Source organism: Sporosarcina sp. Marseille-Q4063, from assembly GCF_018309085.1.
Classification (GTDB): Bacteria; Bacillota; Bacilli; order Bacillales_A; family Planococcaceae; genus Sporosarcina.
This window is the reverse complement of sequence record NZ_CP070502.1, coordinates 2,073,261-2,099,761: the sequence shown is the minus strand read 5'-3', so window position 1 is coordinate 2,099,761 and position 26,501 is coordinate 2,073,261. Positions and strand designations below refer to the sequence as shown.

At 41.4% G+C, this 26,501-nt stretch carries 43 protein-coding genes; 41 read left to right on the top strand and 2 right to left on the bottom strand.

The features are described from left to right. Window positions 1–16 precede the first annotated feature (16 nt). The 33 genes from rplD (at window position 17) to rpsI (ending at window position 17,914) form a co-directional block, all read left to right on the top strand. Entirely contained in the window at window positions 17–640 is a 624-nt protein-coding gene (rplD, locus tag JSQ81_RS10915; RefSeq protein ID WP_212604104.1) for a 50S ribosomal protein L4, read from the top strand. After that, window positions 640–924 (top strand): 50S ribosomal protein L23, encoded by a 285-nt coding sequence (rplW, locus tag JSQ81_RS10910; protein WP_210471054.1) that lies wholly within the window; start codon window positions 640–642, stop codon window positions 922–924. The genes rplD and rplW overlap by 1 nt, the downstream gene beginning before the upstream one ends. A gap of 46 nt (window positions 925–970) precedes the next feature. After that, a complete protein-coding gene (gene rplB / locus JSQ81_RS10905) occupies window positions 971–1,798 on the top strand; it encodes a 50S ribosomal protein L2 (protein ID WP_256437712.1) in 828 nt (275 codons plus the stop codon). A 60-nt stretch (window positions 1,799–1,858) separates the two neighbouring features. Beyond that, window positions 1,859–2,137, top strand: coding sequence for a 30S ribosomal protein S19 (gene rpsS / locus JSQ81_RS10900; RefSeq protein ID WP_210471053.1), 279 nt, complete (start codon window positions 1,859–1,861; stop codon window positions 2,135–2,137). A 19-nt stretch (window positions 2,138–2,156) separates the two neighbouring features. After that, window positions 2,157–2,501, top strand: coding sequence for a 50S ribosomal protein L22 (gene rplV / locus JSQ81_RS10895; protein WP_210471052.1), 345 nt, complete (start codon window positions 2,157–2,159; stop codon window positions 2,499–2,501). 3 nt (window positions 2,502–2,504) lie between these two features. Then, the gene (gene rpsC / locus JSQ81_RS10890; protein WP_212604103.1) at window positions 2,505–3,164 is read left to right on the top strand and encodes a 30S ribosomal protein S3; all 660 of its coding nucleotides are present in this window, start codon (window positions 2,505–2,507) and stop codon (window positions 3,162–3,164) included. Between the two features lies 1 nt (window position 3,165). Continuing rightward, the gene (gene rplP / locus JSQ81_RS10885; RefSeq protein WP_210471050.1) at window positions 3,166–3,600 is read left to right on the top strand and encodes a 50S ribosomal protein L16; all 435 of its coding nucleotides are present in this window, start codon (window positions 3,166–3,168) and stop codon (window positions 3,598–3,600) included. Then, window positions 3,590–3,790, top strand: coding sequence for a 50S ribosomal protein L29 (gene rpmC, locus JSQ81_RS10880; RefSeq protein ID WP_172370534.1), 201 nt, complete (start codon window positions 3,590–3,592; stop codon window positions 3,788–3,790). The genes rplP and rpmC overlap by 11 nt, the downstream gene beginning before the upstream one ends. A gap of 17 nt (window positions 3,791–3,807) precedes the next feature. Continuing rightward, window positions 3,808–4,071, top strand: coding sequence for a 30S ribosomal protein S17 (gene rpsQ, locus JSQ81_RS10875; protein ID WP_210471049.1), 264 nt, complete (start codon window positions 3,808–3,810; stop codon window positions 4,069–4,071). Between the two features lie 39 nt (window positions 4,072–4,110). Beyond that, window positions 4,111–4,479 carry a 50S ribosomal protein L14 gene (gene rplN / locus JSQ81_RS10870; protein WP_212604102.1) on the top strand — a complete coding sequence of 123 codons (369 nt, stop codon included), beginning with the start codon at window positions 4,111–4,113 and terminating at the stop codon, window positions 4,477–4,479. Between the two features lie 36 nt (window positions 4,480–4,515). Further along, on the top strand, window positions 4,516–4,827 hold the full coding sequence (gene rplX / locus JSQ81_RS10865) for a 50S ribosomal protein L24 (protein ID WP_172370537.1): 312 nt from the start codon (window positions 4,516–4,518) through the stop codon (window positions 4,825–4,827). 26 nt (window positions 4,828–4,853) lie between these two features. Beyond that, window positions 4,854–5,393 carry a 50S ribosomal protein L5 gene (gene rplE / locus JSQ81_RS10860; RefSeq protein WP_212604101.1) on the top strand — a complete coding sequence of 180 codons (540 nt, stop codon included), beginning with the start codon at window positions 4,854–4,856 and terminating at the stop codon, window positions 5,391–5,393. A gap of 19 nt (window positions 5,394–5,412) precedes the next feature. Beyond that, entirely contained in the window at window positions 5,413–5,598 is a 186-nt protein-coding gene (locus JSQ81_RS10855) for a type Z 30S ribosomal protein S14 (protein ID WP_172370539.1), read from the top strand. Between the two features lie 29 nt (window positions 5,599–5,627). Then, window positions 5,628–6,026 (top strand): 30S ribosomal protein S8, encoded by a 399-nt coding sequence (rpsH, locus tag JSQ81_RS10850; protein WP_212604100.1) that lies wholly within the window; start codon window positions 5,628–5,630, stop codon window positions 6,024–6,026. Window positions 6,027–6,056: 30 nt separating this feature from the next. Beyond that, window positions 6,057–6,596, top strand: coding sequence for a 50S ribosomal protein L6 (gene rplF, locus JSQ81_RS10845; RefSeq protein WP_212604099.1), 540 nt, complete (start codon window positions 6,057–6,059; stop codon window positions 6,594–6,596). Window positions 6,597–6,628: 32 nt separating this feature from the next. Further along, window positions 6,629–6,991 carry a 50S ribosomal protein L18 gene (rplR, locus tag JSQ81_RS10840; protein WP_212604098.1) on the top strand — a complete coding sequence of 121 codons (363 nt, stop codon included), beginning with the start codon at window positions 6,629–6,631 and terminating at the stop codon, window positions 6,989–6,991. Between the two features lie 21 nt (window positions 6,992–7,012). Further along, window positions 7,013–7,513 carry a 30S ribosomal protein S5 gene (gene rpsE, locus JSQ81_RS10835; RefSeq protein ID WP_212604097.1) on the top strand — a complete coding sequence of 167 codons (501 nt, stop codon included), beginning with the start codon at window positions 7,013–7,015 and terminating at the stop codon, window positions 7,511–7,513. A 13-nt stretch (window positions 7,514–7,526) separates the two neighbouring features. Next, complete coding sequence (gene rpmD, locus JSQ81_RS10830; RefSeq protein ID WP_212604096.1) at window positions 7,527–7,709, top strand: 50S ribosomal protein L30; 183 nt, start codon at window positions 7,527–7,529, stop codon at window positions 7,707–7,709. 33 nt (window positions 7,710–7,742) lie between these two features. Continuing rightward, a complete protein-coding gene (gene rplO, locus JSQ81_RS10825) occupies window positions 7,743–8,183 on the top strand; it encodes a 50S ribosomal protein L15 (protein WP_212604095.1) in 441 nt (146 codons plus the stop codon). Then, a complete protein-coding gene (secY, locus tag JSQ81_RS10820) occupies window positions 8,183–9,475 on the top strand; it encodes a preprotein translocase subunit SecY (RefSeq protein WP_212604094.1) in 1,293 nt (430 codons plus the stop codon). The genes rplO and secY overlap by 1 nt, the downstream gene beginning before the upstream one ends. An 89-nt stretch (window positions 9,476–9,564) precedes the next feature. Next, the gene (locus JSQ81_RS10815) at window positions 9,565–10,218 is read left to right on the top strand and encodes an adenylate kinase (protein ID WP_212604093.1); all 654 of its coding nucleotides are present in this window, start codon (window positions 9,565–9,567) and stop codon (window positions 10,216–10,218) included. Window positions 10,219–10,628: 410 nt separating this feature from the next. Further along, the gene (infA, locus tag JSQ81_RS10810; RefSeq protein ID WP_172370548.1) at window positions 10,629–10,847 is read left to right on the top strand and encodes a translation initiation factor IF-1; all 219 of its coding nucleotides are present in this window, start codon (window positions 10,629–10,631) and stop codon (window positions 10,845–10,847) included. A 37-nt stretch (window positions 10,848–10,884) separates the two neighbouring features. Beyond that, window positions 10,885–10,998 (top strand): 50S ribosomal protein L36, encoded by a 114-nt coding sequence (gene rpmJ, locus JSQ81_RS10805; protein ID WP_075526647.1) that lies wholly within the window; start codon window positions 10,885–10,887, stop codon window positions 10,996–10,998. A 23-nt stretch (window positions 10,999–11,021) separates the two neighbouring features. Further along, window positions 11,022–11,378 carry a 30S ribosomal protein S13 gene (gene rpsM, locus JSQ81_RS10800; protein WP_212604092.1) on the top strand — a complete coding sequence of 119 codons (357 nt, stop codon included), beginning with the start codon at window positions 11,022–11,024 and terminating at the stop codon, window positions 11,376–11,378. 29 nt (window positions 11,379–11,407) lie between these two features. After that, window positions 11,408–11,800, top strand: coding sequence for a 30S ribosomal protein S11 (gene rpsK / locus JSQ81_RS10795; protein ID WP_172370550.1), 393 nt, complete (start codon window positions 11,408–11,410; stop codon window positions 11,798–11,800). A 135-nt stretch (window positions 11,801–11,935) separates the two neighbouring features. Continuing rightward, window positions 11,936–12,880: a DNA-directed RNA polymerase subunit alpha gene (locus JSQ81_RS10790; RefSeq protein ID WP_212604091.1), complete on the top strand. Its 945-nt coding sequence runs from the start codon at window positions 11,936–11,938 to the stop codon at window positions 12,878–12,880. 32 nt (window positions 12,881–12,912) lie between these two features. Continuing rightward, a complete protein-coding gene (gene rplQ / locus JSQ81_RS10785) occupies window positions 12,913–13,293 on the top strand; it encodes a 50S ribosomal protein L17 (protein WP_210471035.1) in 381 nt (126 codons plus the stop codon). Between the two features lie 354 nt (window positions 13,294–13,647). Then, the gene (locus tag JSQ81_RS10780; protein WP_212604090.1) at window positions 13,648–14,493 is read left to right on the top strand and encodes an energy-coupling factor ABC transporter ATP-binding protein; all 846 of its coding nucleotides are present in this window, start codon (window positions 13,648–13,650) and stop codon (window positions 14,491–14,493) included. After that, entirely contained in the window at window positions 14,469–15,344 is an 876-nt protein-coding gene (locus tag JSQ81_RS10775) for an energy-coupling factor ABC transporter ATP-binding protein (RefSeq protein WP_212604089.1), read from the top strand. The genes JSQ81_RS10780 and JSQ81_RS10775 overlap by 25 nt, the downstream gene beginning before the upstream one ends. Then, complete coding sequence (locus tag JSQ81_RS10770) at window positions 15,338–16,135, top strand: energy-coupling factor transporter transmembrane component T family protein (protein WP_212604088.1); 798 nt, start codon at window positions 15,338–15,340, stop codon at window positions 16,133–16,135. Before JSQ81_RS10775 ends, JSQ81_RS10770 begins: the two co-directional genes overlap by 7 nt. A gap of 12 nt (window positions 16,136–16,147) precedes the next feature. Further along, window positions 16,148–16,894, top strand: coding sequence for a tRNA pseudouridine(38-40) synthase TruA (truA, locus tag JSQ81_RS10765; RefSeq protein WP_212604087.1), 747 nt, complete (start codon window positions 16,148–16,150; stop codon window positions 16,892–16,894). A 169-nt stretch (window positions 16,895–17,063) separates the two neighbouring features. Beyond that, window positions 17,064–17,501: a 50S ribosomal protein L13 gene (gene rplM / locus JSQ81_RS10760; RefSeq protein ID WP_212604086.1), complete on the top strand. Its 438-nt coding sequence runs from the start codon at window positions 17,064–17,066 to the stop codon at window positions 17,499–17,501. 20 nt (window positions 17,502–17,521) lie between these two features. Then, entirely contained in the window at window positions 17,522–17,914 is a 393-nt protein-coding gene (rpsI, locus tag JSQ81_RS10755) for a 30S ribosomal protein S9 (RefSeq protein ID WP_172370558.1), read from the top strand. 186 nt (window positions 17,915–18,100) lie between these two features. Here the strand turns inward: rpsI and JSQ81_RS10750 are convergent, their stop codons facing one another. After that, a complete protein-coding gene (locus tag JSQ81_RS10750) occupies window positions 18,101–18,835 on the bottom strand; it encodes an alpha/beta fold hydrolase (protein WP_212604085.1) in 735 nt (244 codons plus the stop codon). Between the two features lie 234 nt (window positions 18,836–19,069). On the opposite strand from JSQ81_RS10750, the gene JSQ81_RS10745 reads away from it, so the two are divergent. Further along, window positions 19,070–19,978, top strand: a complete 909-nt coding sequence (locus JSQ81_RS10745; RefSeq protein ID WP_212604084.1) for a LysR family transcriptional regulator — start codon at window positions 19,070–19,072, stop codon at window positions 19,976–19,978. An 87-nt stretch (window positions 19,979–20,065) separates the two neighbouring features. Here JSQ81_RS10745 and JSQ81_RS10740 read toward each other — a convergent pair whose 3' ends face one another. Further along, the gene (locus JSQ81_RS10740; RefSeq protein ID WP_212604083.1) at window positions 20,066–21,169 is read right to left on the bottom strand and encodes an RNA-guided endonuclease TnpB family protein; all 1,104 of its coding nucleotides are present in this window, start codon (window positions 21,167–21,169) and stop codon (window positions 20,066–20,068) included. A gap of 373 nt (window positions 21,170–21,542) precedes the next feature. On the opposite strand from JSQ81_RS10740, the gene JSQ81_RS10735 reads away from it, so the two are divergent. From JSQ81_RS10735 to JSQ81_RS10705, 7 genes are all read left to right on the top strand, one after another. Next, complete coding sequence (locus JSQ81_RS10735) at window positions 21,543–22,130, top strand: LysE family transporter (protein ID WP_212604082.1); 588 nt, start codon at window positions 21,543–21,545, stop codon at window positions 22,128–22,130. Window positions 22,131–22,284: 154 nt separating this feature from the next. Beyond that, a complete protein-coding gene (modA, locus tag JSQ81_RS10730) occupies window positions 22,285–23,052 on the top strand; it encodes a molybdate ABC transporter substrate-binding protein (RefSeq protein WP_212604081.1) in 768 nt (255 codons plus the stop codon). A 9-nt stretch (window positions 23,053–23,061) separates the two neighbouring features. Beyond that, entirely contained in the window at window positions 23,062–23,751 is a 690-nt protein-coding gene (gene modB / locus JSQ81_RS10725) for a molybdate ABC transporter permease subunit (RefSeq protein WP_212604080.1), read from the top strand. Between the two features lie 12 nt (window positions 23,752–23,763). After that, window positions 23,764–24,423 carry an ABC transporter ATP-binding protein gene (locus JSQ81_RS10720; RefSeq protein WP_212604079.1) on the top strand — a complete coding sequence of 220 codons (660 nt, stop codon included), beginning with the start codon at window positions 23,764–23,766 and terminating at the stop codon, window positions 24,421–24,423. 95 nt (window positions 24,424–24,518) lie between these two features. Beyond that, on the top strand, window positions 24,519–25,193 hold the full coding sequence (locus tag JSQ81_RS10715) for a YetF domain-containing protein (RefSeq protein ID WP_212607634.1): 675 nt from the start codon (window positions 24,519–24,521) through the stop codon (window positions 25,191–25,193). A 54-nt stretch (window positions 25,194–25,247) separates the two neighbouring features. Beyond that, entirely contained in the window at window positions 25,248–25,544 is a 297-nt protein-coding gene (locus JSQ81_RS10710) for a rhodanese-like domain-containing protein (protein ID WP_212604078.1), read from the top strand. A gap of 201 nt (window positions 25,545–25,745) precedes the next feature. Beyond that, window positions 25,746–26,459: an N-acetylmuramoyl-L-alanine amidase gene (locus JSQ81_RS10705; RefSeq protein ID WP_249336519.1), complete on the top strand. Its 714-nt coding sequence runs from the start codon at window positions 25,746–25,748 to the stop codon at window positions 26,457–26,459. Window positions 26,460–26,501: the final 42 nt, after the last annotated feature.

The window sequence follows — 26,501 nt, the reverse complement described above, 5'->3', positions numbered from 1 at the left end:
GAAGGAGGAAGTTGGAATGACAAAAGTATCCGTTTTAAGTCAAACAGGTTCTTCAGTTGGCGAAATCGAATTAAACGATGCGATTTTCGGAATCGAGCCAAATGAAGCGATTTTGTTTGAAGCATTGGTCCAACAGCGCGCATCATTACGCCAAGGTAACCACAAAGTAAAAAACCGTTCTGAAGTTGCTGGCGGTGGACGTAAACCATGGCGTCAAAAAGGAACAGGCCGTGCTCGTCAAGGGTCAATCCGTTCCCCACAATGGCGTGGCGGTGGAGTTGTATTTGGTCCAACACCAAGAAGCTATTCATACAAACTACCAAGAAAAGTTCGCAGAATCGCTCTTTTATCTGCACTTTCATCAAAAGTACGCGAAGAGAACGTAATCGTTCTTGACCAACTATCATTTGATGCACCAAAAACAAAAGAGTTTGTACAAGTATTAAAAGATCTATCAATTAACAAAAAAGCATTGATTGTCACTGCAGACCTTGATGAGACGGTGGCATTGTCCGCTCGTAACATTCCTGGAATCAGTGTAGTAACTGCTAGCAGCATCAATGTTCTTGATATTGTTGCGCACGAAAAATTCGTCGTAACTAAAGCAGCAGTAGAAAAAATAGAGGAGGTGCTTGGTTAATGGAAGCACGTGATATCTTAAAACGTCCGGTCATTACCGAGCGTACTTCTGATCAAATGGAATTCAAAAAGTACACTTTCGATGTCGACACGCGCGCGAACAAAACACAAGTTAAGCACGCTGTTGAAGAAATCTTCGGAGTGAAAGTGGAAAAAGTAAACGTACAAAACTATAAAGGCAAGTTCAAACGTATGGGTAAGCACGCTGGTTACACAAACAAACGCCGTAAAGCGATTGTTACGCTAACTGAGGACTCAAACGACATCGAACTATTCGAACTATAAGTTTCTATTAATATGAAACACGATTATATGAAGGAGGGAAAACAAGGTGATTAAAAAATACAAACCTACTTCTAATGGACGTCGTAATATGACTTCATCTGATTTCTCCGCAATTACTACGGATAAGCCAGAAAAATCATTGCTAGCACCGGTTAAACGGTCAGGCGGACGTAACAATACAGGTAGGACTACTGTTCGTCACCAAGGTGGCGGCCATAAACGCCAATACCGTGTCATCGATTTCCAACGTCGGAAAGATGGCATACCAGGACGCGTTGCTACGATCGAATACGATCCGAACCGTTCTGCGAATATCGCTTTAATTAATTATGCTGATGGAGAAAAACGTTACATCCTTGCTCCAAAAGGTCTTCAAGTTGGAATGACAATCATGTCAGGTCCAGATGTTGACGCTAAAGTAGGTAACGCACTTCCACTAGAAAACATTCCAATGGGTTCAACAATTCACAACATTGAATTGAAACCAGGAAAAGGTGGCCAACTCGTACGTTCAGCTGGTACATCTGCTCAACTTCTAGGACGCGAAGGTAAATACGTAATTGTTCGTCTTCAATCCGGTGAAGTACGCATGGTTCTTTCTTCTTGCCGCGCAACAATCGGTCAAGTTGGAAACGAACAACACGAACTTATTAACATCGGTAAAGCAGGACGTTCACGCTGGATGGGTAAACGCCCGGCAGTACGTGGATCTGCAATGAACCCGAACGATCACCCGCACGGTGGAGGAGAAGGACGTACTGGAATCGGTATGCCATCACCACTTACACCTTGGGGCAAACCAACACTTGGTTACAAAACGCGTAAGAAAAACAATGCTTCCGACAAACATATTATTCGTCGTCGTAAGAAGTAATTTGGAATCACTGCGGTTCAATAACTGGGCCGTAGTCAAATCAAGGAGGGAGGTTCCGACATGGGCCGAAGCTTGAAAAAAGGACCTTTTGCAGACGATCATCTTTTAAAGAAAGTCGATGCACAAAAAGGTTCAGAGAAAAAACAAGTAATTAGAACTTGGTCACGACGCTCCACAATTTTCCCGTCTTTCATCGGAATGACGATTGCAGTATACGATGGTCGTAAACACGTACCAGTATACGTAACAGAAGATATGGTAGGTCACAAACTAGGTGAATTCGCACCAACACGTACATTTAGAAATCACGGTGGCGACGATAAGAAAACAGGTCGTTAATTGAGAGGAGGTAAATCTGATGCAACAAGCTAAAGCTACTGCCCGCACAGTCCGTATTGCTCCTCGTAAAGTTCGTCTTGTGGTTGATCTTATCAGAGGTAAGAAAATCGGTGAAGCTGTGGCAATTCTACGCCTGACGCCGAGAGCGGCATCTCCAGCTGTAGAAAAAGCATTGAATTCAGCCGTCGCAAACGCTGAACATAACTATGAAATGAATGTCGAGAACTTGATTGTTAGCGAAATATTCGTTGATGAAGGACCGACATTGAAACGTTTCCGCCCACGTGCACAGGGACGCGCAAGTGCTATCAACAAACGCACAAGCCATATCACTGTCGTGGTAGCAGAGAAGAAGGAGGGATAATTCGTGGGTCAAAAAATACATCCTAATGGTTTGCGGGTCGGTATCATCCGTGACTGGGAGTCAAAATGGTACGCTGAAAAAGATTACGCAACACTATTGCATGAAGATTTAAAGATTCGTGAGTATATTGACAAGAAATTAGTTGATGCATCTGTTTCTAAAGTAGAAATCGAACGTGCTGCAAAGCGTGTAAACATTTCTATTCACACTGCGAAACCTGGAATGGTAATTGGTAAAGGTGGCTCCGAGGTCGAAGCTCTCCGTAAACAATTAAATTCAATTACAGGCAAACGCGTACACATCAACATCATCGAAGTTAAACGTGCAGATCTTGACGCGAAATTAGTAGCAGAAAACATCGCACGTCAATTAGAAGGCCGTGTTTCATTCCGTCGTGTGCAAAAACAAGCAATTCAACGTACAATTCGCGCTGGTGCGAAAGGAATTAAAACACAAGTTTCTGGACGTCTTGGCGGTGCGGACATCGCTCGTGCAGAAGGATATAGTGAAGGGTCTGTTCCACTTCATACTTTACGTGCTGACATTGATTATGCACATGCTGAAGCTGATACAACATTCGGTAAGCTTGGCGTAAAAGTATGGATTTACAAAGGAGAAGTCCTTCCGACACTAAAGAAGAACTCTGAGGAAGGAGGCAACTAATATGTTAATGCCTAAACGCGTTAAATATCGTAGCGTATTCCGCGGCAACATGCGTGGAACTACAAAAGGTGGAGCAACAGTTGAGTTTGGCGAGTACGGTCTACAGGCTCTTGAAGCATCATGGATCACAAACCGTCAAATTGAAGCAGCACGTATTGCAATGACACGTTACATGAAACGTGGCGGGAAAGTTTGGATCAATATTTTCCCACACAAACCGTATACAAAAAAGCCTCTTGAAGTTCGGATGGGTTCCGGTAAGGGTGCTGTAGAAGGCTGGGTAGCAGTTGTTAAACCTGGTAGAATCATGTTTGAAATTGCAGGTGTCGATGAAGAGGTAGCTCGTGAAGCGCTTCGTCTTGCATCTCACAAGCTTCCTATTAAAAGCAAGTTTGTAAAACGTGAAGAAATTGGTGGTGAATCTAATGAAAGCTAAAGAAATCCGTGACTTAACAACTGCAGAGATTGAGCAACAAGTGAAATCACTGAAAGAAGAGCTTTTCAACCTTCGCTTCCAATTGGCGACTGGTCAATTAGAAAACACTGCACGCATCGGTCAAGTTCGTAAATCGATTGCGCGCATGAAAACTGTAATACGTCAAAGAGAAATCAGTGCAAATAACTGATGAAGGAGGTTCCAACTATGACTGAGCGTAATGAGCGCAAAGTATATACAGGGCGCGTCGTTTCTGACAAAATGGATAAAACGATCACTGTGTTGGTCGAAACACAAAAGAAGCATACTTTATACGGTAAGCGTATGAAATATTCTAAAAAGCACAAAGTTCATGATGAGTTGAACGAAGCGAAAATGGGAGATATCGTTCGCATCACGGAAACGCGTCCGCTTTCGAAATCAAAACGTTTCCGCCTAACTGAAATCGTCAAGAAAGCAATCGTTATTTAATAGATATCGGATACTTTAATCCGAGGGGAGGTAGCCTCAATGATTCAACAGGAAAGTCGTATGAAAGTCGCCGATAACTCAGGCGCTCGTGAAGTTCTTACAATTAAAGTACTTGGTGGTACAGGTCGTAAAGTAGCCAATATTGGTGACGTTGTTGTCTGTACAGTGAAAAAAGCAACACCAGGTGGCGTTGTCAAGAAAGGTGAAGTCGTCAAGGCTGTTATCGTGCGTACAAAAACTGGTGTTCGTCGTAACGACGGATCATATATAACATTCGATGAGAACGCATGCGTAATCATCCGGGACGATAAGAGCCCACGTGGAACACGTATTTTTGGACCTGTTGCTCGCGAACTTCGCGACAGCAATTTCATGAGAATTATTTCTCTAGCTCCAGAAGTACTCTAATTTAACATGACAGTGCAAAACAGGAGGTGCGACAGAATGCATGTAAAAAAAGGCGATAAAGTTATGGTCATTTCCGGGAAAGACAAAGGTAAAACCGGCGTGATCCTAGCAGCTTTTCCTAAAAAGGACCGTGTGATTGTTGAAGGTGCAAACATCGTTAAGAAACACACGAAACCTAATCAGGAAAACCCTCAAGGCGGAATAATGAGCATAGAGGCAGCGATTCATGTTTCAAACGTCATGCTAATCGACCCTAAAACTAACGAGCCAACTCGTGTAGGGTACAAGATTGAAGATGGCAAAAAAGTTCGTGTTGCTAAAAAATCCGGTGCAGTACTGGATAACTAAGTAGCGGTTGAAAGGAGGTCCAATAGATGAGCCGTTTTAAAGAGAAGTTTGTAAACGAAGTTACTCCTGCTCTAATGAGCAAGTTTGAATATACATCAGTGATGCAAGTTCCTAAAGTGGACAAAATCGTAATCAACATGGGTGTTGGCGATGCTGTTCAAAACACGAAAGCACTAGATGCGGCAGTGGAAGATTTATCGATTATCTCTGGTCAAAAACCAGTCGTCACAAAAGCAAAGAAATCAATCGCAGGATTCCGTCTACGTGAAGGAATGCCTATTGGAACAAAAGTTACATTACGCGGTGAGCGCATGTATGAATTCCTAGACAAATTGATTTCTGTTTCATTGCCACGTGTTCGTGACTTCCGCGGTGTTTCAAAAAGAGCATTCGACGGTCGTGGAAACTATACGCTTGGCGTAAAAGAGCAATTGATCTTCCCTGAAATCGAATATGATAAAGTATCTAAAATTCGTGGAATGGACATTAACATCGTAACTACTGCTAATTCGGATGAAGAAGCACACGAGTTGCTTAAGCAGTTCGGCATGCCATTCCAGAAGTAAATAAGAGGGAGGCGAAATCATGGCTAAAAAATCAATGATTGCAAAACAAAAACGTACACCTAAATTTAAAGTGCAAGAGTACACGCGTTGTAAACGTTGTGGACGTCCGCACTCTGTATATCGTAAATTCATGCTTTGCCGTATTTGTTTCCGCGAACTAGCGTACAAAGGACAAATTCCAGGCGTTAAAAAAGCAAGCTGGTAATCCCCTAATATGGGAAGGAGGTCAATGGAATGACAATGAGTGATCCGGTCGCAGATATGCTTACTCGCATCCGTAACGCGAACATGGTTCGTCACGAGAAGCTTGAGGTACCTGCTTCAAACATGAAAAGAGAAATTGCTGAAATCCTAAAACGTGAAGGTTTCGTCCGTGATGTTGAATTTGTTAAAGACAACAAACAAGGCATCATCCGAATCTTCCTTAAATATGGTCAAAACGACGAGCGTGTAATTACTGGTCTTAAACGTATTTCAAAACCTGGACTTCGTGTTTATGCAAAAACAAATGAAGTTCCTAAAGTATTGAATGGTTTAGGTATCGCCCTCGTTTCTACATCACATGGCGTCCTTACTGATAAAGAAGCACGCGCTAAACAAGTAGGCGGAGAAGTCGTAGCTTACGTCTGGTAATACGCAACAATTGAATGGAGGTGCAATTGAATGTCCCGTATAGGAAAAAAGCCAATTGAAGTACCTGAACAAGTAACAGTTACATTTTTAGAAGGTAACGTTGTTACAGTTAAAGGACCAAAAGGCGAACTTACAAACAAATTTAACCCAGAAATTAAGATTGAAAAAGAAGATAACGTAATTACGTTAATTCGCCCATCTGAATCAAAACAACACCGTTCTATCCATGGTACGACGCGTTCACTTCTTGATAATATGGTGACAGGCGTTTCAAAAGGATTCGAACGTTCACTTGAGCTTGTCGGGGTAGGTTACCGTGCACAACTTCAAGGACAGAAACTTGTTCTAAACGTCGGTTACTCTCACCCGGTTGAATTTACACCGGAAGATGGAGTTCAGATCGAAGTTCCTGAAAACACGAAAATTAAAATCACTGGTATTGATAAAGAACGTGTTGGTGCTCTTGCATCTAAAATTCGTCAAGTACGCCCACCTGAGCCATATAAAGGCAAAGGAATTCGTTACCAAGGCGAACAGGTACGTAGTAAAGAAGGTAAAACAGGTAAATAATACCGTATAGGTATTTGGAAGGAGTGACCACGATGATTACGAAAAATGATAGAAACGCTGTCCGTAAAAAGCGTCATTCACGCGTACGTCGGAAAATTAGCGGTACTGCTGCACGTCCTCGTTTAAACGTATATCGTTCAAATAAGCATATTTATGCTCAATTGATTGATGATGTTAGCGGAGTAACGATTGCAAGCGCATCGACAATGGATAAAGACTTCGGTCTTGAAACTAAGGCGGATACTGAAGCTGCTGCTAAAGTTGGCGAGATTATCGCGAATAAAGCCGGAGAGAAAAACGTCAAGTCGGTTGTATTCGACCGTGGCGGTTACCTATTTCACGGCCGTGTGAAAGCTCTTGCTGACTCAGCACGTGAAAATGGTCTGGAATTTTAATTAAAAGGAGGGACATATTTAATGCGTCGTAATGATCAGAATAAAAGTGAATTTGAAGAACGCGTAGTTACGATTAACCGTGTAGCGAAAGTTGTAAAAGGTGGACGTCGTTTCCGTTTTACTGCTCTCGTTGTAGTCGGCGACAAAAACGGTCGAGTCGGTTTTGGAACTGGGAAAGCACAGGAAGTTCCAGAGGCTATCCGTAAAGCAATTGAAGATGCTAAGAAAAACCTAATTTCCGTACCAATGGTTAGAGGTACAACACCACATGAAATTCTTGGACGCTTTGGTGCAGGTCAAGTTCTAATTAAACCTGCTGCACCTGGTACAGGAGTTATCGCAGGCGGACCTGTCCGTGCTGTACTCGAACTAGCTGGTATTACAGATATTCTTTCAAAATCACTTGGTTCAAGCACGCCAATTAATATGGTTCGTGCAACAATTTCAGGACTAGAGAATTTGAAACGTGCAGAAGATGTAGCTAAATTGCGCGGAAAAACTGTAGAAGAACTGTTAGGTTAAGGGGGGAAAGACAATGGCGAACAAACTCGAAATCACCCTTAAAAAGAGCGTGATCGGTTCAAAACCGGCACAGCGTAAAACAGTACAAGCTTTAGGGCTAAATAAAATTAATCAGACGGTTGAACATGAAGACAATGTTGCAATTCGTGGCATGGTCAACGTAGTATCCCACCTGGTTACAGTTAAAGAACTATAATCCCGTTTTTCTTATTAAGGAGGTGCCAATGAAATGAACTTACATGAAATGAAACCAGCTGTAGGTGCTCGTAAATCACGGAAACGTATTGGACGCGGCATCGGATCTGGCTTTGGGAAAACTTCTGGTAAAGGGCATAAAGGTCAAAATGCTCGTTCCGGCGGAGGTACACGTCTAGGATTTGAAGGTGGTCAAACACCATTATTCCAACGACTTCCTAAACGCGGTTTTACAAACATCAACCGTAAAGACTATACGGTAGTAAATATCGATAAACTTAACCTATTTGATGAAGGCACAGTAGTAACGCCCGAATTGTTACTTGAGTCGGGTATTGTTAGCAAAACTAAATCAGGAATCAAGATTCTAGGCAATGGAACACTTGAGAAAAAGATTACAGTTAAGGCCCACAAATTCTCTGCTGCTGCTAAGGAAGCTATCGAAAAAGCAGGCGGACAAACCGAGGTGGTTTAATGTTTGAGACAATCTCTAGCTTTATGCGCGTTAAAAATATAAGAGATAAAATTCTTTTTACATTGTTAGTCTTAATCGCATTTAGACTAGGTGCATTTATTCCTGTACCGAATGTCGATGCGTCTGCTTTGCAACAAACAGATCACAGTCTAATTGGGTTTCTTAATATTTTTGGCGGTGGTGCATTGGCGAATTTCTCCATTTTAGCAATGGGGATTATGCCATACATCACAGCTTCCATCATTATGCAATTATTGCAGATGGATGTCGTACCAAAGTTTACAGAGTGGGCTAAAGAAGGTGACGTTGGAAGACGTAAACTTGCACAGTTCACGAGATACTTCACAATTGTGCTAGCCTTTGTCCAAGCAATCGCGATGTCATTCGGCTTCAACAGAATGTATGGTGGAACGCTCATAAAAGACGAAGGTATTGCAACCTACGTAGTGATTGCAATCGTTCTGACAGCTGGAACTGCATTTCTTTTGTGGCTCGGCGAGAAAATTACAGAAAGAGGCGTTGGAAATGGTATTTCCATCATCATCTTTGCTGGAATCGTCGCTGGGATCCCTACTGCAGCAAACCAATTGTATGCAACACAAATTCAAGATGCGGGTGACGCATTATTTATAAAGTTAGCGATTATGTTTTTATTGCTTCTCGTTATTGTCGCTGTAACTGTCGGAATTATATACGTACAAGAAGCATTGCGTAAAATTCCGGTTCAATACGCAAAGCGTGCTACAGGCCGCGGTCAAACGTCAGCAGGTCAGCAAACGCATATGCCATTGAAGCTGAACGCAGCAGGTGTAATTCCGGTAATCTTTGCAGTGGCGTTTTTCATCACACCACAGTCAATTGCATCGTTTTTCGGGGAAAGCAAAGTAACGTCAACAATAATTAACATATTCGACTATACGAACTCAGTAGGAATGGTAATATATGTAGCGCTCATTATCGCATTTACTTATTTCTACGCATTCATTCAGGTTAATCCTGAGAATGTCGCTGATAATTTGAAAAAGCAGGGAGCCTATATTCCGGGCATTCGTCCAGGTCATGATACAGAGCGCTATTTAACAAGCACTTTGTATAGACTAACGTTTGTAGGGGCAATCTTCCTTGCGGTAGTTTCGGTAATGCCTATCATTTTCATCAATTTAGCTAGCCTGCCACAGTCTTTGCAAATTGGTGGAACAAGTTTAATAATCGTTGTCGGTGTTGCACTTGAAACGATGAAACAACTTGAATCACAACTCGTGAAAAGGCATTATAAAGGCTTTATGAAATAAACTTCTTAAAGGAAGAATTGAACTCATTCTTCAAAGAAGAATTGAATTGCATTCTTCCCTATTGAGGAAAAGTGTGGAGGACAAACCGTATGAATATCATAGTAATGGGCTTGCCGGGTGCCGGTAAAGGCACACAGGCAGACAATATTGTTGAAAAGTACGATACCCCTCATATTTCTACAGGCGATATGTTCCGTGCTGCTATTTCTGAAGGCACAGAACTCGGCATCAAAGCTAAATCGTATATGGATCAAGGAGCTTTAGTTCCTGATGAAGTTACGATTGGCATCGTGCGTGAACGATTGAGCAAACCTGATTGCGATAAAGGATTCCTTCTAGATGGATTCCCGCGAACGGTTCCTCAAGCGGAAGCGTTAGATGCACTTTTATCGGACATGGACCGAAAAATCGAGCATGTTCTAAATATTGAAGTAGATCCGGATGAACTCGTTAAAAGATTAACGGGTCGCCGTATCTGTAAAGTATGCGGAACGTCTTATCATTTACTATTTAACCCGCCAAAGGTTGAAGGTGTTTGTGATAAAGATGGTGGCGAGCTTTATCAGCGCGAGGATGATAATCCCGAAACTGTAAAGAATCGTCTGGAAGTAAATATGACACAAACAGCACCGCTACTAGCGTTTTATAATGCTAAAAATGTGCTATCAAATATCGATGGACAACAGGACATCGATGACGTTTTCAAAGAGCTGGACGCTATCCTTCAAGGGAACGGACAGTAAACCTTTCCGGGCTCATGCTACTTGCTAGTCGGAAAGGGTATTTCACACAAAGAGCTGCAAAAGCATATGCTGCCCGGGATAAAGAACTGCTAGAGTTCTCTGAGGCGTAAAGGTTATAGGCCGCAAAATGTATTTTATGATCAATTTTTGATAAGATTACTTTTGTGTCTAGAACTGAAATGACGTAGCTTGGGAACTCATCCAAGGCAATCTGGACGGTCGTGTCCATTCCTAAAAGCGATTCGCCACAACATAAGTGGAAAGATTTGTTTAATGGGAAGCGAAATGTGACAGACGTCTTTCGAACATCACTCTTGCGTTCCAGACATATGTTGAAGGAAGCTTTAAAGGCGACTGATGCCGATTGATGGTGAGAACCTTTATTGATATAGAGAAGGGAGACAGGATTGATGACGAAAGACGATGTAATCGAAGTAGAAGGTACTGTAGTCGAAACGTTGCCAAACGCGATGTTTAAAGTAGAGCTTGAAAACGGCCATACGATTCTTGCGCATGTTTCTGGCAAAATCCGTATGCACTTTATCCGTATCCTGCCTGGCGACAAAGTAACTATGGAACTTTCTCCTTATGATTTGACGCGCGGTCGTATCACGTACCGTTTCAAATAAACTTTTGTACTCCGGAATATGAAGGAGGTTGGGTAAGATGAAAGTTAGAGCATCTGTAAAACCGATCTGTGAAAAATGTAAAGTTATTCGCAGACGTGGGCGAGTAATGGTTATCTGTGAAAATCCAAAACATAAACAAAGACAAGGCTAAATTGAAGGAGGTGCACAATCTATATGGCACGTATTGCTGGAGTAGATGTTCCGCGCGATAAGCGCATTGTTATTTCTTTGACATATGTATTCGGAATTGGAAAAACAACTGCACAACAAGTATTGGCAGCTGCTGGTGTTTCTGAAGAAACACGCGTTCGCGACCTTACTGATGCAGAACTCGACAAAATCCGTACAGAAATTGACAGTTTGAGAGTAGAAGGTGACTTACGTCGCGAATCTTCACTTAACATCAAGCGTTTGATGGAAATTGGAAGTTTCCGTGGAATGCGTCACCGTCGTGGACTACCAGTTCGCGGACAAAACACGAAAAACAACGCCCGTACTCGTAAAGGCGCTAAGCGCGCAGTTAGAAGATAAATTATACGTAAAGGAGGTTTCTTCTTAACATGGCTAAAGGTAAAAAACAAACAACACGTCGTCGTACGAAAAAGAATATCGAATCCGGTATTGCACATATCCGTTCGACGTTTAACAATACGATTGTTACAATTACGGACATGCAAGGTAACGCTCTTTCATGGTCAAGTGCTGGTGCACTAGGATTCAGAGGATCCCGTAAATCAACACCATTCGCTGCACAGATGGCTGCAGAAACTGCTGCTAAAACATCTATGGAGCATGGTTTAAAAACTCTTGAAGTTACTGTTAAAGGCCCTGGTGCTGGTCGTGAAGCTGCAATTCGTTCACTACAAGCTGCTGGACTTGAAGTAACCGCAATTAGAGACGTAACTCCGGTTCCACATAACGGATGCCGTCCACCAAAACGCCGCCGTGTATAATGGCTTAACATCCATTTGATTGAGAAACACATTTTTTGGTAAAAATGAATTATAAGACTGTAATTTGCAGTCTGTGAATATCGATTTCAATATGGAACGGCCATTTTATACGACGTTTTGAAGGAGGGTAAACGAATGATCGAAATTGAGAAACCAAAGATTGAAACTGTGAAAATCAGCGATGATTCCAAATTCGGGAAGTTTATCATTGAACCACTTGAGCGTGGCTACGGGAATACCTTAGGGAATTCCTTGCGTCGAATTCTTCTTTCCTCATTACCAGGGGCAGCTGTAACATCCATTCAAATTGACGGGGTTCTTCATGAATTCTCAACTGTAGAAGGTGTCGTTGAAGACGTTGCTACAATTATTTTGAATGTGAAAAGAATTGCTCTTAAAATCTATTCAGATGAAGAGAAGGTAATTGAGATTGATGTGAAAGGTGAAGGAGTTATCACTGCAGCGGATATTACGCATGACAGTGATGTAGAAATTCTGAATCCTGATTTAAAGATTGCAACGCTAGGGAAAAATGGACACTTACGCATGCGCATGTATGCTGTTCGTGGTCGCGGCTATGATTTAGCTGAAACAAATAAACGCGATGATCTTGCAATTGGTGTAATTCCAGTCGACTCGATCTATACTCCGGTATCACGTGTTAATTTCCAAGTTGAAAATACTCGTGTTGGTCAGTTGGCTAACTTCGATAAATTAACTTTGGATGTTTCAACAAATGGTAGCATTGGTCCGAAAGAAGCAGTAGCACTCGGAGCAAAAATTCTTACTGAGCATTTGAATATATTTGTCAATATGACAGACGAAGCACAAACTGCGGAAATCATGGTAGAAAAAGAAGAAGATCAGATTGAAAAAGTTTTAGAGATGACGATCGAAGAACTTGACCTATCTGTTAGATCCTACAACTGCCTAAAACGCGCGGGCATTAACACTGTCCTTGAGCTTTCAAATAAGACAGAAGAAGAAATGATGAAAGTACGCAATCTAGGCCGTAAATCACTTGAAGAAGTGAAAGCGAAGCTAGATGAACTTAATCTTGATTTAAGAACAGAAGATTAATTGAATTTATAGGTTGAAGGAGGGAAACTCTTATGGCATACAGAAAACTTGGACGTACAAGTTCACAACGTAAAGCGTTGCTTCGCGACCTTACAACTGATCTTATCGTACATGAAAGCATTCAAACGACAGAAGCACGCGCAAAAGAATTGCGTTCAGTCGTTGAAAAAATGATTACACTTGGTAAACGTGGAGATTTACATGCACGTCGTCAAGCTGCACAATACATGCGTCGTGAGCAAGTTACAATTACAAACGGGGAAGGCGAAGATGTTGAAGTCTTTGCAATCCAGAAATTGTTTGATGATGTAGCTCCACGTTATGCAGAACGTCAAGGCGGATATACACGTATCATGAAAATGGGTCCCCGTCGCGGTGACGGTGCACCAGTAGTGGTAATTGAACTCGTCTAATTTTCAACTTTAACTGGGTGTGTCTGGCACACCCTTTTTTTAAAAGATTTATACGACAATTTAAAGCTGAGTGTTACGATCAGCGGGTTACTTACTGCCTGGTCTAGCTCTACGCACCTCGTCCGCGGTACTGGACATGAGCACTCCAGTATTCGTTATAGATATGAGCGCATTTCTTCGGATGAGGTGCGCGCTTTTTTTTATTTAAAAAACGATGAATTCCTTGGCAATTGGCAAGGGATTTTTATCTCTATAGGCAGAACTATTTTTGATAAGACCCTCAAAAATATGCCTCAACCGTCAAAACAAGTTTTGACGAGTTGTTCATAGAAGAAAATGCTGGAGGTGATGGCAATGAAGGAAATCTTATCAATGAAACAAGTTTCGTATGCGTATCCAACTGACGATGAAGAAGTGGTGAAAGCGGTTGACAGCGTATCTCTGTCAGTCAACGACGGCGAGTGGATTGCGATTGTCGGGCATAACGGATCCGGTAAATCAACTTTGGCCAAATTAATAATTGGACTATTGTTCCCCGAGGACGGCGTCGTAAATGTTTTTCGTGAAAAGTTGACGAATGAAAACATTTGGGACATTCGATCGCGCCTGGGCATTGTTTTTCAAAATCCGGACAACCAATTTGTCGGTTCTACTGTACAAGATGATGTTGCATTTGCACTTGAAAATAACGGGATTCCATTCGAAGACATGGTAGAACGCGTCCACGAATCGTTAAAACAAGTGAAGATGAGCGATTTCCTCGATCAAGAGCCACACCATTTGTCTGGCGGACAGAAACAACGCGTCGCGATTGCAGGGGCGCTTGCACTACGACCGAATTTATTGATCATGGATGAAGCGACATCAATGCTCGATCCACAAGGTCGAGATGAAGTCATTCGTATTGTACAGGAACTAAAACGGAAAACGGGCCTTACAGTCATCTCAATTACACATGACTTGGAAGAAGCACTTCTTGCCGACCGTATTTTCGTGATGAATAAAGGCAAAGTACTGCAAACGGGAACACCTGAGGAAGTATTTAAACATGGCGATCAATTGGAATCGATTGGTCTTGACTTGCCATTTGCTTTAAGAGTTTCAGCACTCCTACGTGAAAACGGGTTGAAACTTGAAGGTGAACATATGACGGAAGAAGAGTTGGTGAATGAATTATGGACATCTCACTTCAAAATATAGGTTATTTATATAGTAAAGACACGCCTTTTGAAAAAAGAGCTTTGCACGATGTAGATGCGACCATCCATTCAGGCGCCTACACTGCTATTATCGGTCATACGGGTTCCGGGAAGTCTACCTTGCTTATGCATTTAAACGGCCTGTTAAAGCCTTCAGAGGGCGTTGTGAAGATAGGTGACGCAACGATAACAGCTGGTACGAAGACGAAAGGTTTAAAGGATGTAAGACGTCATGTCGGCATCGTCTTTCAATTTCCAGAACACCAATTATTTGAAGAAACAGTTGTAAAAGATATCATGTTCGGCCCGATGAATTTTGGTGTTTCTGAAGAAGAATCAAAACGACGAGCGTATGAACTGATTACTCTTTTAGGGCTCCCAGAAGATGTCGCAGAAAAGTCGCCTTTTGATTTATCGGGCGGGCAGATGCGACGCGTCGCGATTGCTGGGGTTCTCGCTTTTAAACCTTCCGTCCTCATTCTAGATGAGCCGACTGCGGGGCTAGATCCACGTGGACGAAAGGATATCATGGAATTGTTTAATCAACTCCATGAAAAAGAAGATTTAACGACGATACTTGTCACGCATAGTATGGAAGATGCAGCAAGATATGCGGATAATTTAATCGTCATGAGCAATGGGACGTCTGTTATGACAGGTACCCCGGAAGAAGTTTTTGCTGATGAAGAGAAGTTATCTTCCTACAGACTTGGGTTGCCGCGTTCTGTACAATTTCAACGAGACTTCGAGAAGAAAATCGGTCGCAAGCTTCCTGGTATCGCGCTTACTGAAGAACAACTTGCCGAGTTCATTGCAAAGGCAGCTTTGGAAGAAGGTGCCGATTCATGTTAGAAAAAATGATTTTCGGTCGGTATATACCCGGCGATTCATTTGTTCATAAACTAGATCCACGTTCCAAATTGCTATTCGTGCTGTTTTTTGTCATTGCTGTTTTTCTTGCGAATAACGTAGCGACCTACGGATTATTGTTGGCTTTTACTTTATTCGTTATTTTCATTTCACGCATTCGTCTTTATTTTTTACTTAACGGATTAAAGCCGATCCTAATATTAATCATTTTTACTTTTTTAATGCATATTTTCTTTACGAAAGAAGGAACGCTTCTTGTCGATTGGAAAATAATTAAAATATATGAAGAGGGACTGCGTCAAGGGATATTCATTTCCATACGGTTTCTAGTTCTCGTTTTAATGACATCCATTTTGACACTGACGACGTCTCCGATTTCGATTACGGATGGTATGGAAGATTTGTTAAATCCATTTAAGCGGTTTAAATTGCCTGTCCATGAACTGGCCTTGATGATGTCGATTTCGTTACGATTTATACCGACGTTGATGGATGAGACGGACAAGATATTAAAGGCGCAACTTGCTCGTGGGTCTGATATTAGTACGGGATCCATTAAACAACGCATTCGCGCTGTGATTCCACTTCTCGTTCCGCTCTTTGTCAGCGCGTTTAAACGCGCTGAGGAGCTTGCCATTGCGATGGAGGTCCGTGGGTATCGCGGCGGCGAAGGACGCACGCGCTACAGGCAATTGAGATGGGGTATGCGTGACACATTTTCTATGGTGTTGCTCGTTATGCTAATTGGCGCCCTTTATTTGTTGAAAGGGTAGGAGGTTGTAAAGATGAATCGTGTAAAAGCGACCGTCGCTTATGATGGGACGAATTTTGCGGGTTATCAATCGCAACCTGGCATGCGGACTGTCCAATCGGAAATTGATAAAGCATTGGTGAAGATTCATAAAGATCAATCGATACACTCTGTTGCAAGCGGCAGGACGGATGCTGGGGTACACGCTAACGGTCAAGTCATTCACTTCGATACGCCGCTTACATTGCTTACAGACCGCTGGCAGATGGCGTTGAATGTATTGCTGCCAAAGGATATCCGGATTGTCGAAGTGGTCTATGTAGATGAAAACTTTCACGCACGCTACTCGGCGACTGGAAAAACGTATGTATACAAATGGTCGTCCGCAAAGGTTCATAGTCCTTTTGAGCGGAATTACTCTGTGCATCTGGAGAGATGGCGTCCCGATGTAGAAGAGATGAAGAAAGCGGCTGCCCATTTAATCGGAACGCATGACTTCACAAGTTTTTGTTCATCGAAAACCGCTACATCAAATCGGGTGCGGACAATCCGCTTATTAACGGTTGAACAAAGTAATGACGAACTCATCATGACGATTGAAGGCGACGGTTTTTTGTACAATATGGTGCGAACTATTGCAGGCATGTTACTGGCGGTTGGAATAGGTTGGCACACCCCTGAAAACGTCAAGGAAATACTTGAGTTACAGGATCGAAAAGAAGCAAGCAAAACCGCGCCAGCACACGGTTTGTACTTGGAAAATGTGACGTATGAAAACTAGAGCAACTTTGCCACGTGTTTTTTTATAAAATGCTTGACTTACTTGCGTATTCGGTATAAGATAAGTAGTGGTATTTCTAAAACCCCACAAAAAAGCCCCGGAAGGTTATTTGTGTTTAGGGATATAGATATAAAACGGGAAATTTAAGGTAAATTAGGAGGATTTAAACATGCGTACAACATTCATGGCTAAAGGTCACGAAGTAGAGCGTAAATGGCTCGTTGTCGACGCTGAAGGACAGACTTTAGGTCGTCTTGCTTCAGAAGTTGCAGCACTTTTACGCGGTAAACATAAACCAACATTCACACCTCACGTTGACACAGGTGATCATGTAATCATCATCAATGCTGAGAAAATTCATCTTACAGGTAATAAACTAAAAGATAAAAAATACTACCGTCACTCAGGATATACAGGTAGCTTGAAAGAGCGTACAGCGCTTGAAATGCGTACAAACTACCCAACTAAAATGCTAGAACTTGCGATTAAAGGAATGCTTCCAAAAGGTCCTTTAGGCAGCCAAGTTTATAGAAAACTAAACGTATATGCTGGTCCGGATCATCCACATGCAGCACAAAATCCAGAAGCTTACGAGCTTATCGGATAAATTAGAGGAGGAAAATAGCTTTGGCACAAGTACAATATCTCGGCACTGGCCGTCGTAAAAGTTCAGTAGCTCGTGTGCGTCTCGTACCTGGTGATGGAAAAATCATCATCAACAACCGTGATGCAGAAGACTACGTACCATTCGAAACACTTCGTGAAGTCATTAAACAACCACTTAACACTACAGAAACTCTAGGAAGCTACGATGTTCTTGTAAATGTTCACGGTGGTGGATATACAGGACAAGCTGGAGCAATCCGTCATGGTGTTGCACGTGCACTTCTAAACGTTGACCCTGATTTCCGTCCAGCACTTAAAAAAGCAGGATTCTTAACTCGTGACCCACGTATGAAAGAGCGTAAAAAATACGGTCTTCGCGGCGCGCGTCGTGCACCACAATTCTCAAAACGTTAATATTATTTTATGCGTTTCAAAACCCTTTCTCACTTTGGTGGGAGAGGGTTTTTACTTTTTATGAAGGTGTACAATAACTTGCAAAATCACTAAAAATCACTCACCTAATAAACACAAAGAGGTCATCTAATATCATTCCACTTATTAAAAACTGTCTGGTTTTTAGTAAGCAGTCGCATACACAACTTAATTTTTATTAACCCATTCTTTTAATATGTGATTAAATTCCTTGGGCATTTGAACGGGCCAAATATGCTGAGCATTAGGAATCTTAGCTGTTACAGCTCCTTGTATAATTTTAGGAGCAACCTTTAACGACTTTAAAATACCACTTGATTCTTGATCACCGGCCACGAATAAAATAGGATGCTTAATGACAGCATAAGATTCATCCAAACGAAAATCCATAATTTCATAACCGATCGCTTCATAATTTTCCCTTGTCAGTAATTGATAGTTTCGAATGAATTTTTCAATTTTATTTTCAGGTAAAAGATAATTTTCTTTAGCCAAGCGATAGAGATAGTGAGTGTTACTGAGCGACCGTTGAACTAAGCGTGATTGGATAGGCATTAGGAATTTATAAGGCATAGAATTCACAGTAATTCCGCTGATAAAAGTGCTTTTGACTTTTTGCGGATAATGTTTAGCGATTTCCAAAGCAACATGTCCCCCTAGGGAAATGCCCACTATATGTGCGCTTTGATTACCTATAACGTCTTCAGCAATCATTTGTGTCGTGGTCGCTAAATCAATCCAAGGAATACCTGCATTTTTTCCGTGGCCTGGTAAATCCACTAAGCAGATTTGGTGATCATTAAATGCATCTAATTGCTGCCACCACATCCAAGAGCTTGCCCCGATTCCATGAATGAAGATAATAATTTCTTTGTCAGGATCCCCATGAATCTCATATTCCATCTCATATTCCCCCATCGTTTCATTGTTAAGCGTCTCGTCTTATACTATTCTATATCTTGTGCAAATAAAAATGATGCATGAGTATCTCTTAAGCCATGGAAATTAGTTTTTCCAATGCCTAATTCTTTTAGTCACTCTTTGCTTGTCAATCCTGTAAACTTGAATATGTTCGATAGAAAAGCGGTAAAATCTATTGTTAAATGAATGTTTTTAACTAAAAAAGAGGTGTTCAATTTGACTTTACAACAATTAAAATATGCATTAGAAGTAGCAAGCAAGGGATCCATGAATGAAGCAGCAAGAAGTTTATTCGTCTCCCAGCCAAGATTATCTAATGCGATTAAGGAATTGGAAAAGGAAATTAAAATTACTATATTCATTAGAACGAATCGGGGCGTTACTGTTACTAATGAAGGCGCTGAGTTTCTGGGTTATGCCAGACAAGTATTGCAGCAGTATAACATGCTTGAAGAAAAATATTTAAGTGAAAAACCAGCTAAGCAGCATTTTTCCGTTTCAACCCAGCATTATACTTTTGCAGCCAATGCTTTTGTGGAACTCGTAAAAGAATTTGGGGCCTCTGAGTATGAGTTTACGCTTCGTGAAACGAAAACATATGAAATCATTGAAGATGTAAAAAATTTACGAAGTGAATTAGGGATTATTTATTTAAGCAATTATAATGAATCTGTTTTATTAAAATTGTTAAAAGAAAGGGATTTGACCTTTTCAGAATTATTTACAGCAAAACCACATGTGTTTATTAGTAAAAGCCATCCATTAGCTGACAAAGAATCGATTAGTTTGGAAGAATTAGATGACTACCCTTGCCTTTCTTTCGAACAAGGCGCGTACAATTCTTTTTATTTTTCAGAAGAAATTTTAAGTACTAGAAGTGTGAAGAAAAGCATCAAAGTCAGTGACAGGGCCGCGATTGTAAATTTTATGATTGGTCTCGATGGATACACAATTTCTTCGGGCGTTTTCCCTAAGTATCTTCATGGGGATGATATTATTGCTGTGCCTCTTAATGTAGATGAACTTATACGTGTAGGAATAATACAGCATAAAGATGTCACGTTATCACGACTTGGTGAAATATATGTGGATGCTGTGAACTACTCCCACCTACGCGATGCTTAGAGGTGAGAGCTTCTAAGATAATTGCGCCCACTGGCACAAAATGGACTTAGCTAGCAAGCCTGAACCATGCTCTCTTATTCATTATTGCTAGAAGATACGAAGTCCTTCCTTTTTGATATTGATGGCAGCGTTCCAATCCCTGTATAATACGAAACCGCATGCGCATTGAAAAGTTCGCTCAGAAAGGGATAATGCTTCTTTTACGAGTCCGCAATGTGAACAGGTTTTGGAGGAAGGGAACCATTTATCAATCTTGATGAGCTTCTTCCCTTGGTTTTCCAATTTGTATTTGAGGAATTTCGTGAACCTTCCCCAAGCTGTGTCCATGACGCTTTTACCGAAGTTCAACGTTTGGGATATCCCTTTCATATCCAAATCCTCAATGACAATGGCATCGTATCGTTGCGTCAATGCAAAGGATTGTTTGTGGAGAAAATCGTTTCGTTGATTCACTACTTTTTCATGCAATTTCGCCACCTTCAATCGTTGTTTTTCCCAGCAATTGGATCCTATTTGCCTACGGGATAAAATCCGTTGTGCTTTCGCAAGTTTTTCAAGCGCTTGTCGATAATAACGAGGGTAATTGGCTATCCCACCCTTTTCACTCTCGACAAATAAGCCGCTCATGGAAAAATCCAGACCGACGACTCTTTTGATTTCTTTTGGTTTGGCGTGTTGTTCATACTCTGTCAGGATGGACACATAATACTTTCCCGTCGTAGTTTTGGATAGTGTACAGGATTTGATTATGTGATGGGACGGAATTTCTCTATGTTGCTTCATTTTTATCGGTTTGAGTTTCGGCAATTTGAGATAGCCGTCCACGAGCTTGATGTTTCCATTCACCATATTGGTAGTATAGGATTGCCTGGATTTCCGGGTTTTGAACCGGGGATATTTGGCACGTCCCTCGAAGAAATTCCGATAACTTTCTTGTAGGTTCAATTGTGCATTCGCCAGTGCCAATGAATCGACTTCTTTGAGCCATTCGAATTCCCCTTTATATTTGGCAGGTGTGGGAAACTTTTGCTGCTTCAATAGAACTTTATTGTCTTTGAATCGTTCATAGTTTTCTTTTTGTTCCGCTAACATTTTATTGTAAACAAATCGGACACAGCCGAACGTTTTTGCCACTAAGGTTTCCTGCTCTTCTGTTGGATAGATACGGAATTTATAGGCTTTGTAGGCCATCTCTAATCACCTCACTTCCGAAAATAGTTCTCCATGGAAAGACTGATTATTTTATAAATAGAACCTTCAGATTACTAGGTTACCATTACTATAGAACGTATGTTTTAATAAAGCAAACTTTTAGGCTATGACTAACCGAAATTCATCTCCCACTTACCGCTGGGCTATGCCCTTCACGCACTTGAAGTGGGAGACTTCTTCCGGATTACTGTTAAAAAGGTTGAACAGGAATAATAAATGAAAACTTGTCTTCATATTCAGTTTGTTATAACTTTTAGTTATGTCAGGATATGATTTTTAAGTATTATGCTATAACCGGGAGCTCCCTTATAATTATGTCTGATGATGATTTATATTAGGGAGTGAATGTTGTATGGGCGTTCAAGTATTGTCTTCGTTTGTTATCTACGCATTAATAAATGCTTTTACACCGGGTCCCGGTAATATTCTGGCATTAAATACAATGACGAATTATGGATGGAAAAAAGGAAAGCCTTTATACATCGGAATCTTTGCCGGTTATTTTTTTGTGCAAGCGTTATGTGCCTTCTTTATTTTTGGATTAGACAAATTCATAAATCCAATTATGAATGTACTTACCTATGCGGGAGCTATTTATATTGTATGGCTTGCCTATCAGGTTGCAATCAGTAAGCCTGACAATAAAACAACTGGCAAACAACCTTCTTTTTGGATGGGCTTTGTCCTGCAAATTGTTAATGTAAAAATATTTTTATTTGGGATTACCGCATTAACAGGATATATTACACCTTATTACTCATCACTAGGGGCTTTTTTATTTTTTGAAATGATCATTGCCACAGTAGGTATGATTGCTACGCTGACTTGGATATTTTTTGGCGGATTATTACAAAATACATATTTCAAACATTATCGAATCATAAATATTATATTGGGGTTATTACTTTTGCAATGCGCGGTTGCACTTTTACTACAGTAAAAAATTAGAGTTTGAAATGTCCTTGACCCTCATGAAATGATTTTTTTGATTCTTCCAGTTCACATCCTCTCTTATGGGTTTATTCATTCCGTAATGATATAATTCGTAGGTAGATAAAGTGATTTGCAATGTTGCTCCTAAGGAGAATGTTTTGATGAAAAAGGTTATATATTTTTTTGTTTTGGTATGTTTGGTTCTAGTACCTATCGGTTGTACGCCTGAGGACAAAGAGGAAAAAACCACTTTGATGATTTCAGCGGCGGCTAGTTTGACGGATGTGTTGAATGAGCTGAAGCCTGTGTTTGAAGATGAATATCCATCTATCGAACTGACCTTTAATTTCGGAGGTTCGGGTAAATTAGCGCAAATGATTATTCAAGGTGCGCCTTCTGATGTGTTTTTGTCAGCGAGCGAAAGCGATATGGATAGGCTGCAGGTTGAAGATTTGATACTGAAAGAAACGCGTGTGGACTTCGCTGAAAATGAGCTGGTGTTGATTGCAAATAAAGAACAACCGGTTAAGGTTTCTTCATTCAATGATATTAATTCGGCGGGCGTAGATCATTTAGCGATTGGTGAACCTGAAAGTGTGCCTGTGGGCCGTTATACAAAGCAAGTGCTTGAAGGTTTAAATCTATGGGATTCATTGCAAGGGAGTTTGGTGTTGGGTTCGGATGTGCGGCAAGTGTTGACGCATGTCGAGATGGGGAATGCGGATGCGGGGATTGTTTATGCGAGTGATGCGTTACGATCGGAAAAAGTAACGATAGTGGCTACGGCTGATTCGGATTGGCATGAACCAATCATGTATCCTGGCGCGGTTGTTTCGGATACATCTAATCCCGATGAAGCTAAGGAATTTTTAGTGTTTCTCGCGAGTGAAAAAGGACAAGAATTATTACATAAACATGGATTCAAATAAGTAAGGGGGATGTACGTGACCGATTATTCACCATTATTATTGTCATTAAAAGTAGCGGGCATCTCCACTTTTTTTGTTTTTATATTTGGCGTGTTCTTTGCGCATTTATTTTCGCGCAAAAAGTTTTTCGGGAAAAGTGTTATCGAATCATTATTCATGTTGCCGCTTGTATTGCCGCCGACTGTTGTTGGTTTTGGGCTGCTTATTTTATTCGGCAAGAATGGTTTTATTGGCAGTTGGCTGTTGAATTGGTTTGACTTTCAAGTTGTATTTACTTGGATTGGTGCTGTGATTGCGTCGATTGTTGTTTCTTTTCCGCTGATGTATCAAAGTGCGGCGGCGGCGTTTGAAAGTTTGGATGCAAGAATGGAGAACGCGGCGCGGACGATGGGTGCGTCGAATTGGCGCGTATTTTGGACGATATCCTTTCGACTTGCTTGGCCAGGACTCCTTGCGGGACTTGTCTTATCCTTTGCGCGCGGACTCGGAGAATTTGGCGCTACGTTAATGTTGGCGGGTTATATTCCAGGAAAAACAGATACAATTCCGATGGCGATCTATTTTGCTGTTGAGTCGGGTCAAATGGAAAAGGCAACTTTCTGGGTCGTCATTATCGTTGCGCTTGGATTTAGCACGATTATGTGGTTGAACTGGTGGAGTAAAAGGAATATTGAACGTTATAAAAATGATAATGCGTAAGAGGTCGATAATATGCTTGAAGTTCAAATTGAAAAGAAATTGCCCCATTTTTTAGTGGATGTTAATTTGACAGTAGAAGAGGAGATTCTCGTGTTATTTGGGCCGTCTGGATCCGGGAAAACGACCATTCTAAATGCGATTGCAGGTTTGGATCATCCCGATGCTGGAAGAATAATCTTGAATGGGCAAACCTTCTTTTGTGCAAATGCAAAACCATTGCCTACGCAGCAACGTAATATCGGGTATTTGTTTCAAGATTATGCGCTTTTTCCTCATATGACTGTGGAGAAAAACATTGAGTACGGCGTTAAAAAGATGGATGCCGAAACGCGTATTGAACAATTAGTCAGCACTTTGGGAATCAAGCATTTGCAAAGAAAGTATCCCCATCAAATTTCGGGCGGTGAAAAGCAAAGAGTGGCACTTGCACGAGCACTTGCTACCGAGCCATCCCTGTTATTACTTGATGAACCTTTATCGGCTCTTGATTCGAAGACGCGATTGGAATGTCAGGATGAACTGAAACGGCTGCATGAAATATGGAAGATTCCATTCATTATCGTTACGCATGATATGCAAGAAGCGGAGAAACTGGGAGACAAAATCATCTTTCTTGAAAGCGGATTAATTGAAAAAACTGTTGATAACAGAAGTGGGGAAATGATTAGTTGAATACGTAACAGAGTTAAGCACACACTACACCCGACTGGATTAAAAGAAGGGTAGTGTTGTTGGAAGTGGAGTTTTTTAAATTTGATTTTTGGGAAATGATTTTCAGGACGACAGGTGCTTTCATAGCGCTCTTGATTTTGGCGCGAATTCTTGGTAAAAAACAACTGAGTCAGCTAACTTTTTTTCACTATATCACAGGCATTGCATTTGGTTCAATTGCGGCAGAAATTGCAGGTCAAACGGATGTAAAGTTTTTGAATGGGATAACTTCGTTAATATGGTGGGCCGTGCTGACTTTGCTTGCGAGTTTTATTTCGCTTAAGTCGAGTAATTTAAGAATCGTATTGGATGATCAACCGGCCATTGTGATAAAAGAAGGCGCTATTATGGAAAATGCGATGAAGAAAGAACGTTTGCATATTAATGACTTGATGATGATGCTGCGCGAGCAATCGATTTTCACTCTCCAGGATGTCCACTACGCCATTTTAGAAACAAATGGTGAATTAAGTGTCATGAAAAAGATTACGCAACAAGGGGCAACAAAACAAGACGTTAAGGCATCTACGACAGCTCCGAAATACCTTCCGACAGAACTCATTTCAGACGGTAAGGTGAGGAAGAAAAATCTGGCGGAATTGAGTTTAACAGAAGAGTGGCTCATGAAAGAACTGCGCAAAAAAGGCGTAGAGTCTGCCGACCAGGTATTTCTTGCGCAAATCCAAGATGACGGCACTTTGTTTGTTGAGATGAAAAACCCGAGCAGATAAAAATATGAAGGTTATGTTAAAATAGATGAAATATTAGGATTGGGGGATTGTACAATGAAGGAAATTACACCGGTTGAGGTAAAAGAATTGTTGGAAAGCGGCGAACCATTGAATTTGGTAGATGTTCGCGAGGATGATGAAGTAGCCGAAGGAATTATACCAGGAGCTATTCAGATCCCATTAGGAGAGGTTGCAGAGCGTGTAGGCGAGCTCGATAAGTCAAAGTCTTACATCATCATTTGTCGTTCAGGTGGACGCAGTGGACGTGCAACAGAGTTTCTAGGAGAAGCTGGGTATGATGCAGCCAATATGACGGGCGGCATGCTTGAATGGGATGGCGAAACAAAGTAAATTTAAGTGGAAGGGACCTATAAAGGTTCCTTTTTTTGTTGCGTCCAGCTCCAGGCGCCAGATGCTCGAGTCATAAGCTAATCTGACTAAGGAAGAATTGAACTGCATTCTTCCCGGGCAAAATCGCCACTCCTTGCGCTTTTGTTCTAGACATATCTTTCTTCTTTTGTGCGTATAGTGGAGGAAAAAGGCGGTGTCTATGTGAAGAGGTGGGGATTACTTGGATTTATCTTTTTTTGCACGCTTGGAATTGTTATTTACGGGGTACAGGCATCGGATAATGTTTTCTTTATGCCTGAAGAACTTGCAGGTGTGAAAGTTGTGATTGACCCTGGGCACGGAGGATTAGACGGTGGTGCATCATCGGGCGATATTGTAGAACGTGATATTACGCTTAGTATTTCACATGAAGTTGCTAAACGATTGAAGAAAAAAGGTGCGACGGTTGTCATGACACGGGAAAAAAGTGGTGACGCATTAGCGGAACATGCGCCGGGAGACCAATTTCCAACTATACGATCACGGAAGCTCGCGGATTTAAAATTACGCGAAGATATTACGGTGAATGAAGACCCAGATGTTTTTATTAGCATTCATGTAAATGCGATTCCGCAAGAAAAATGGCGTGGCGCTCAAGTTTTTTATCATAAGGGCGGTGATCCCGGCGGGGAGTTTCTTGCAAAAGCTATTCAAAACTCTTTTCGCACCAACTTGAAAAATACAGATCGTGAAGCACTATCAATGAGCGGTGTCTATTTGTTGAAACATGCACCAATGCCAGCGGTCCTCGTTGAGACAGGGTTTATATCGAATCCAGAAGAGAGGGCGCTTCTCACTGATAAAGGCTATCAAGGAAAAGTTGCAGATGCGATTGTCGAGGGAATTTCGGCCTTTTTAAATGCTGAAGAAATGTAAGAGCTCGTTCAATCGAAAGGTATAATTGACTGTGGTATACTT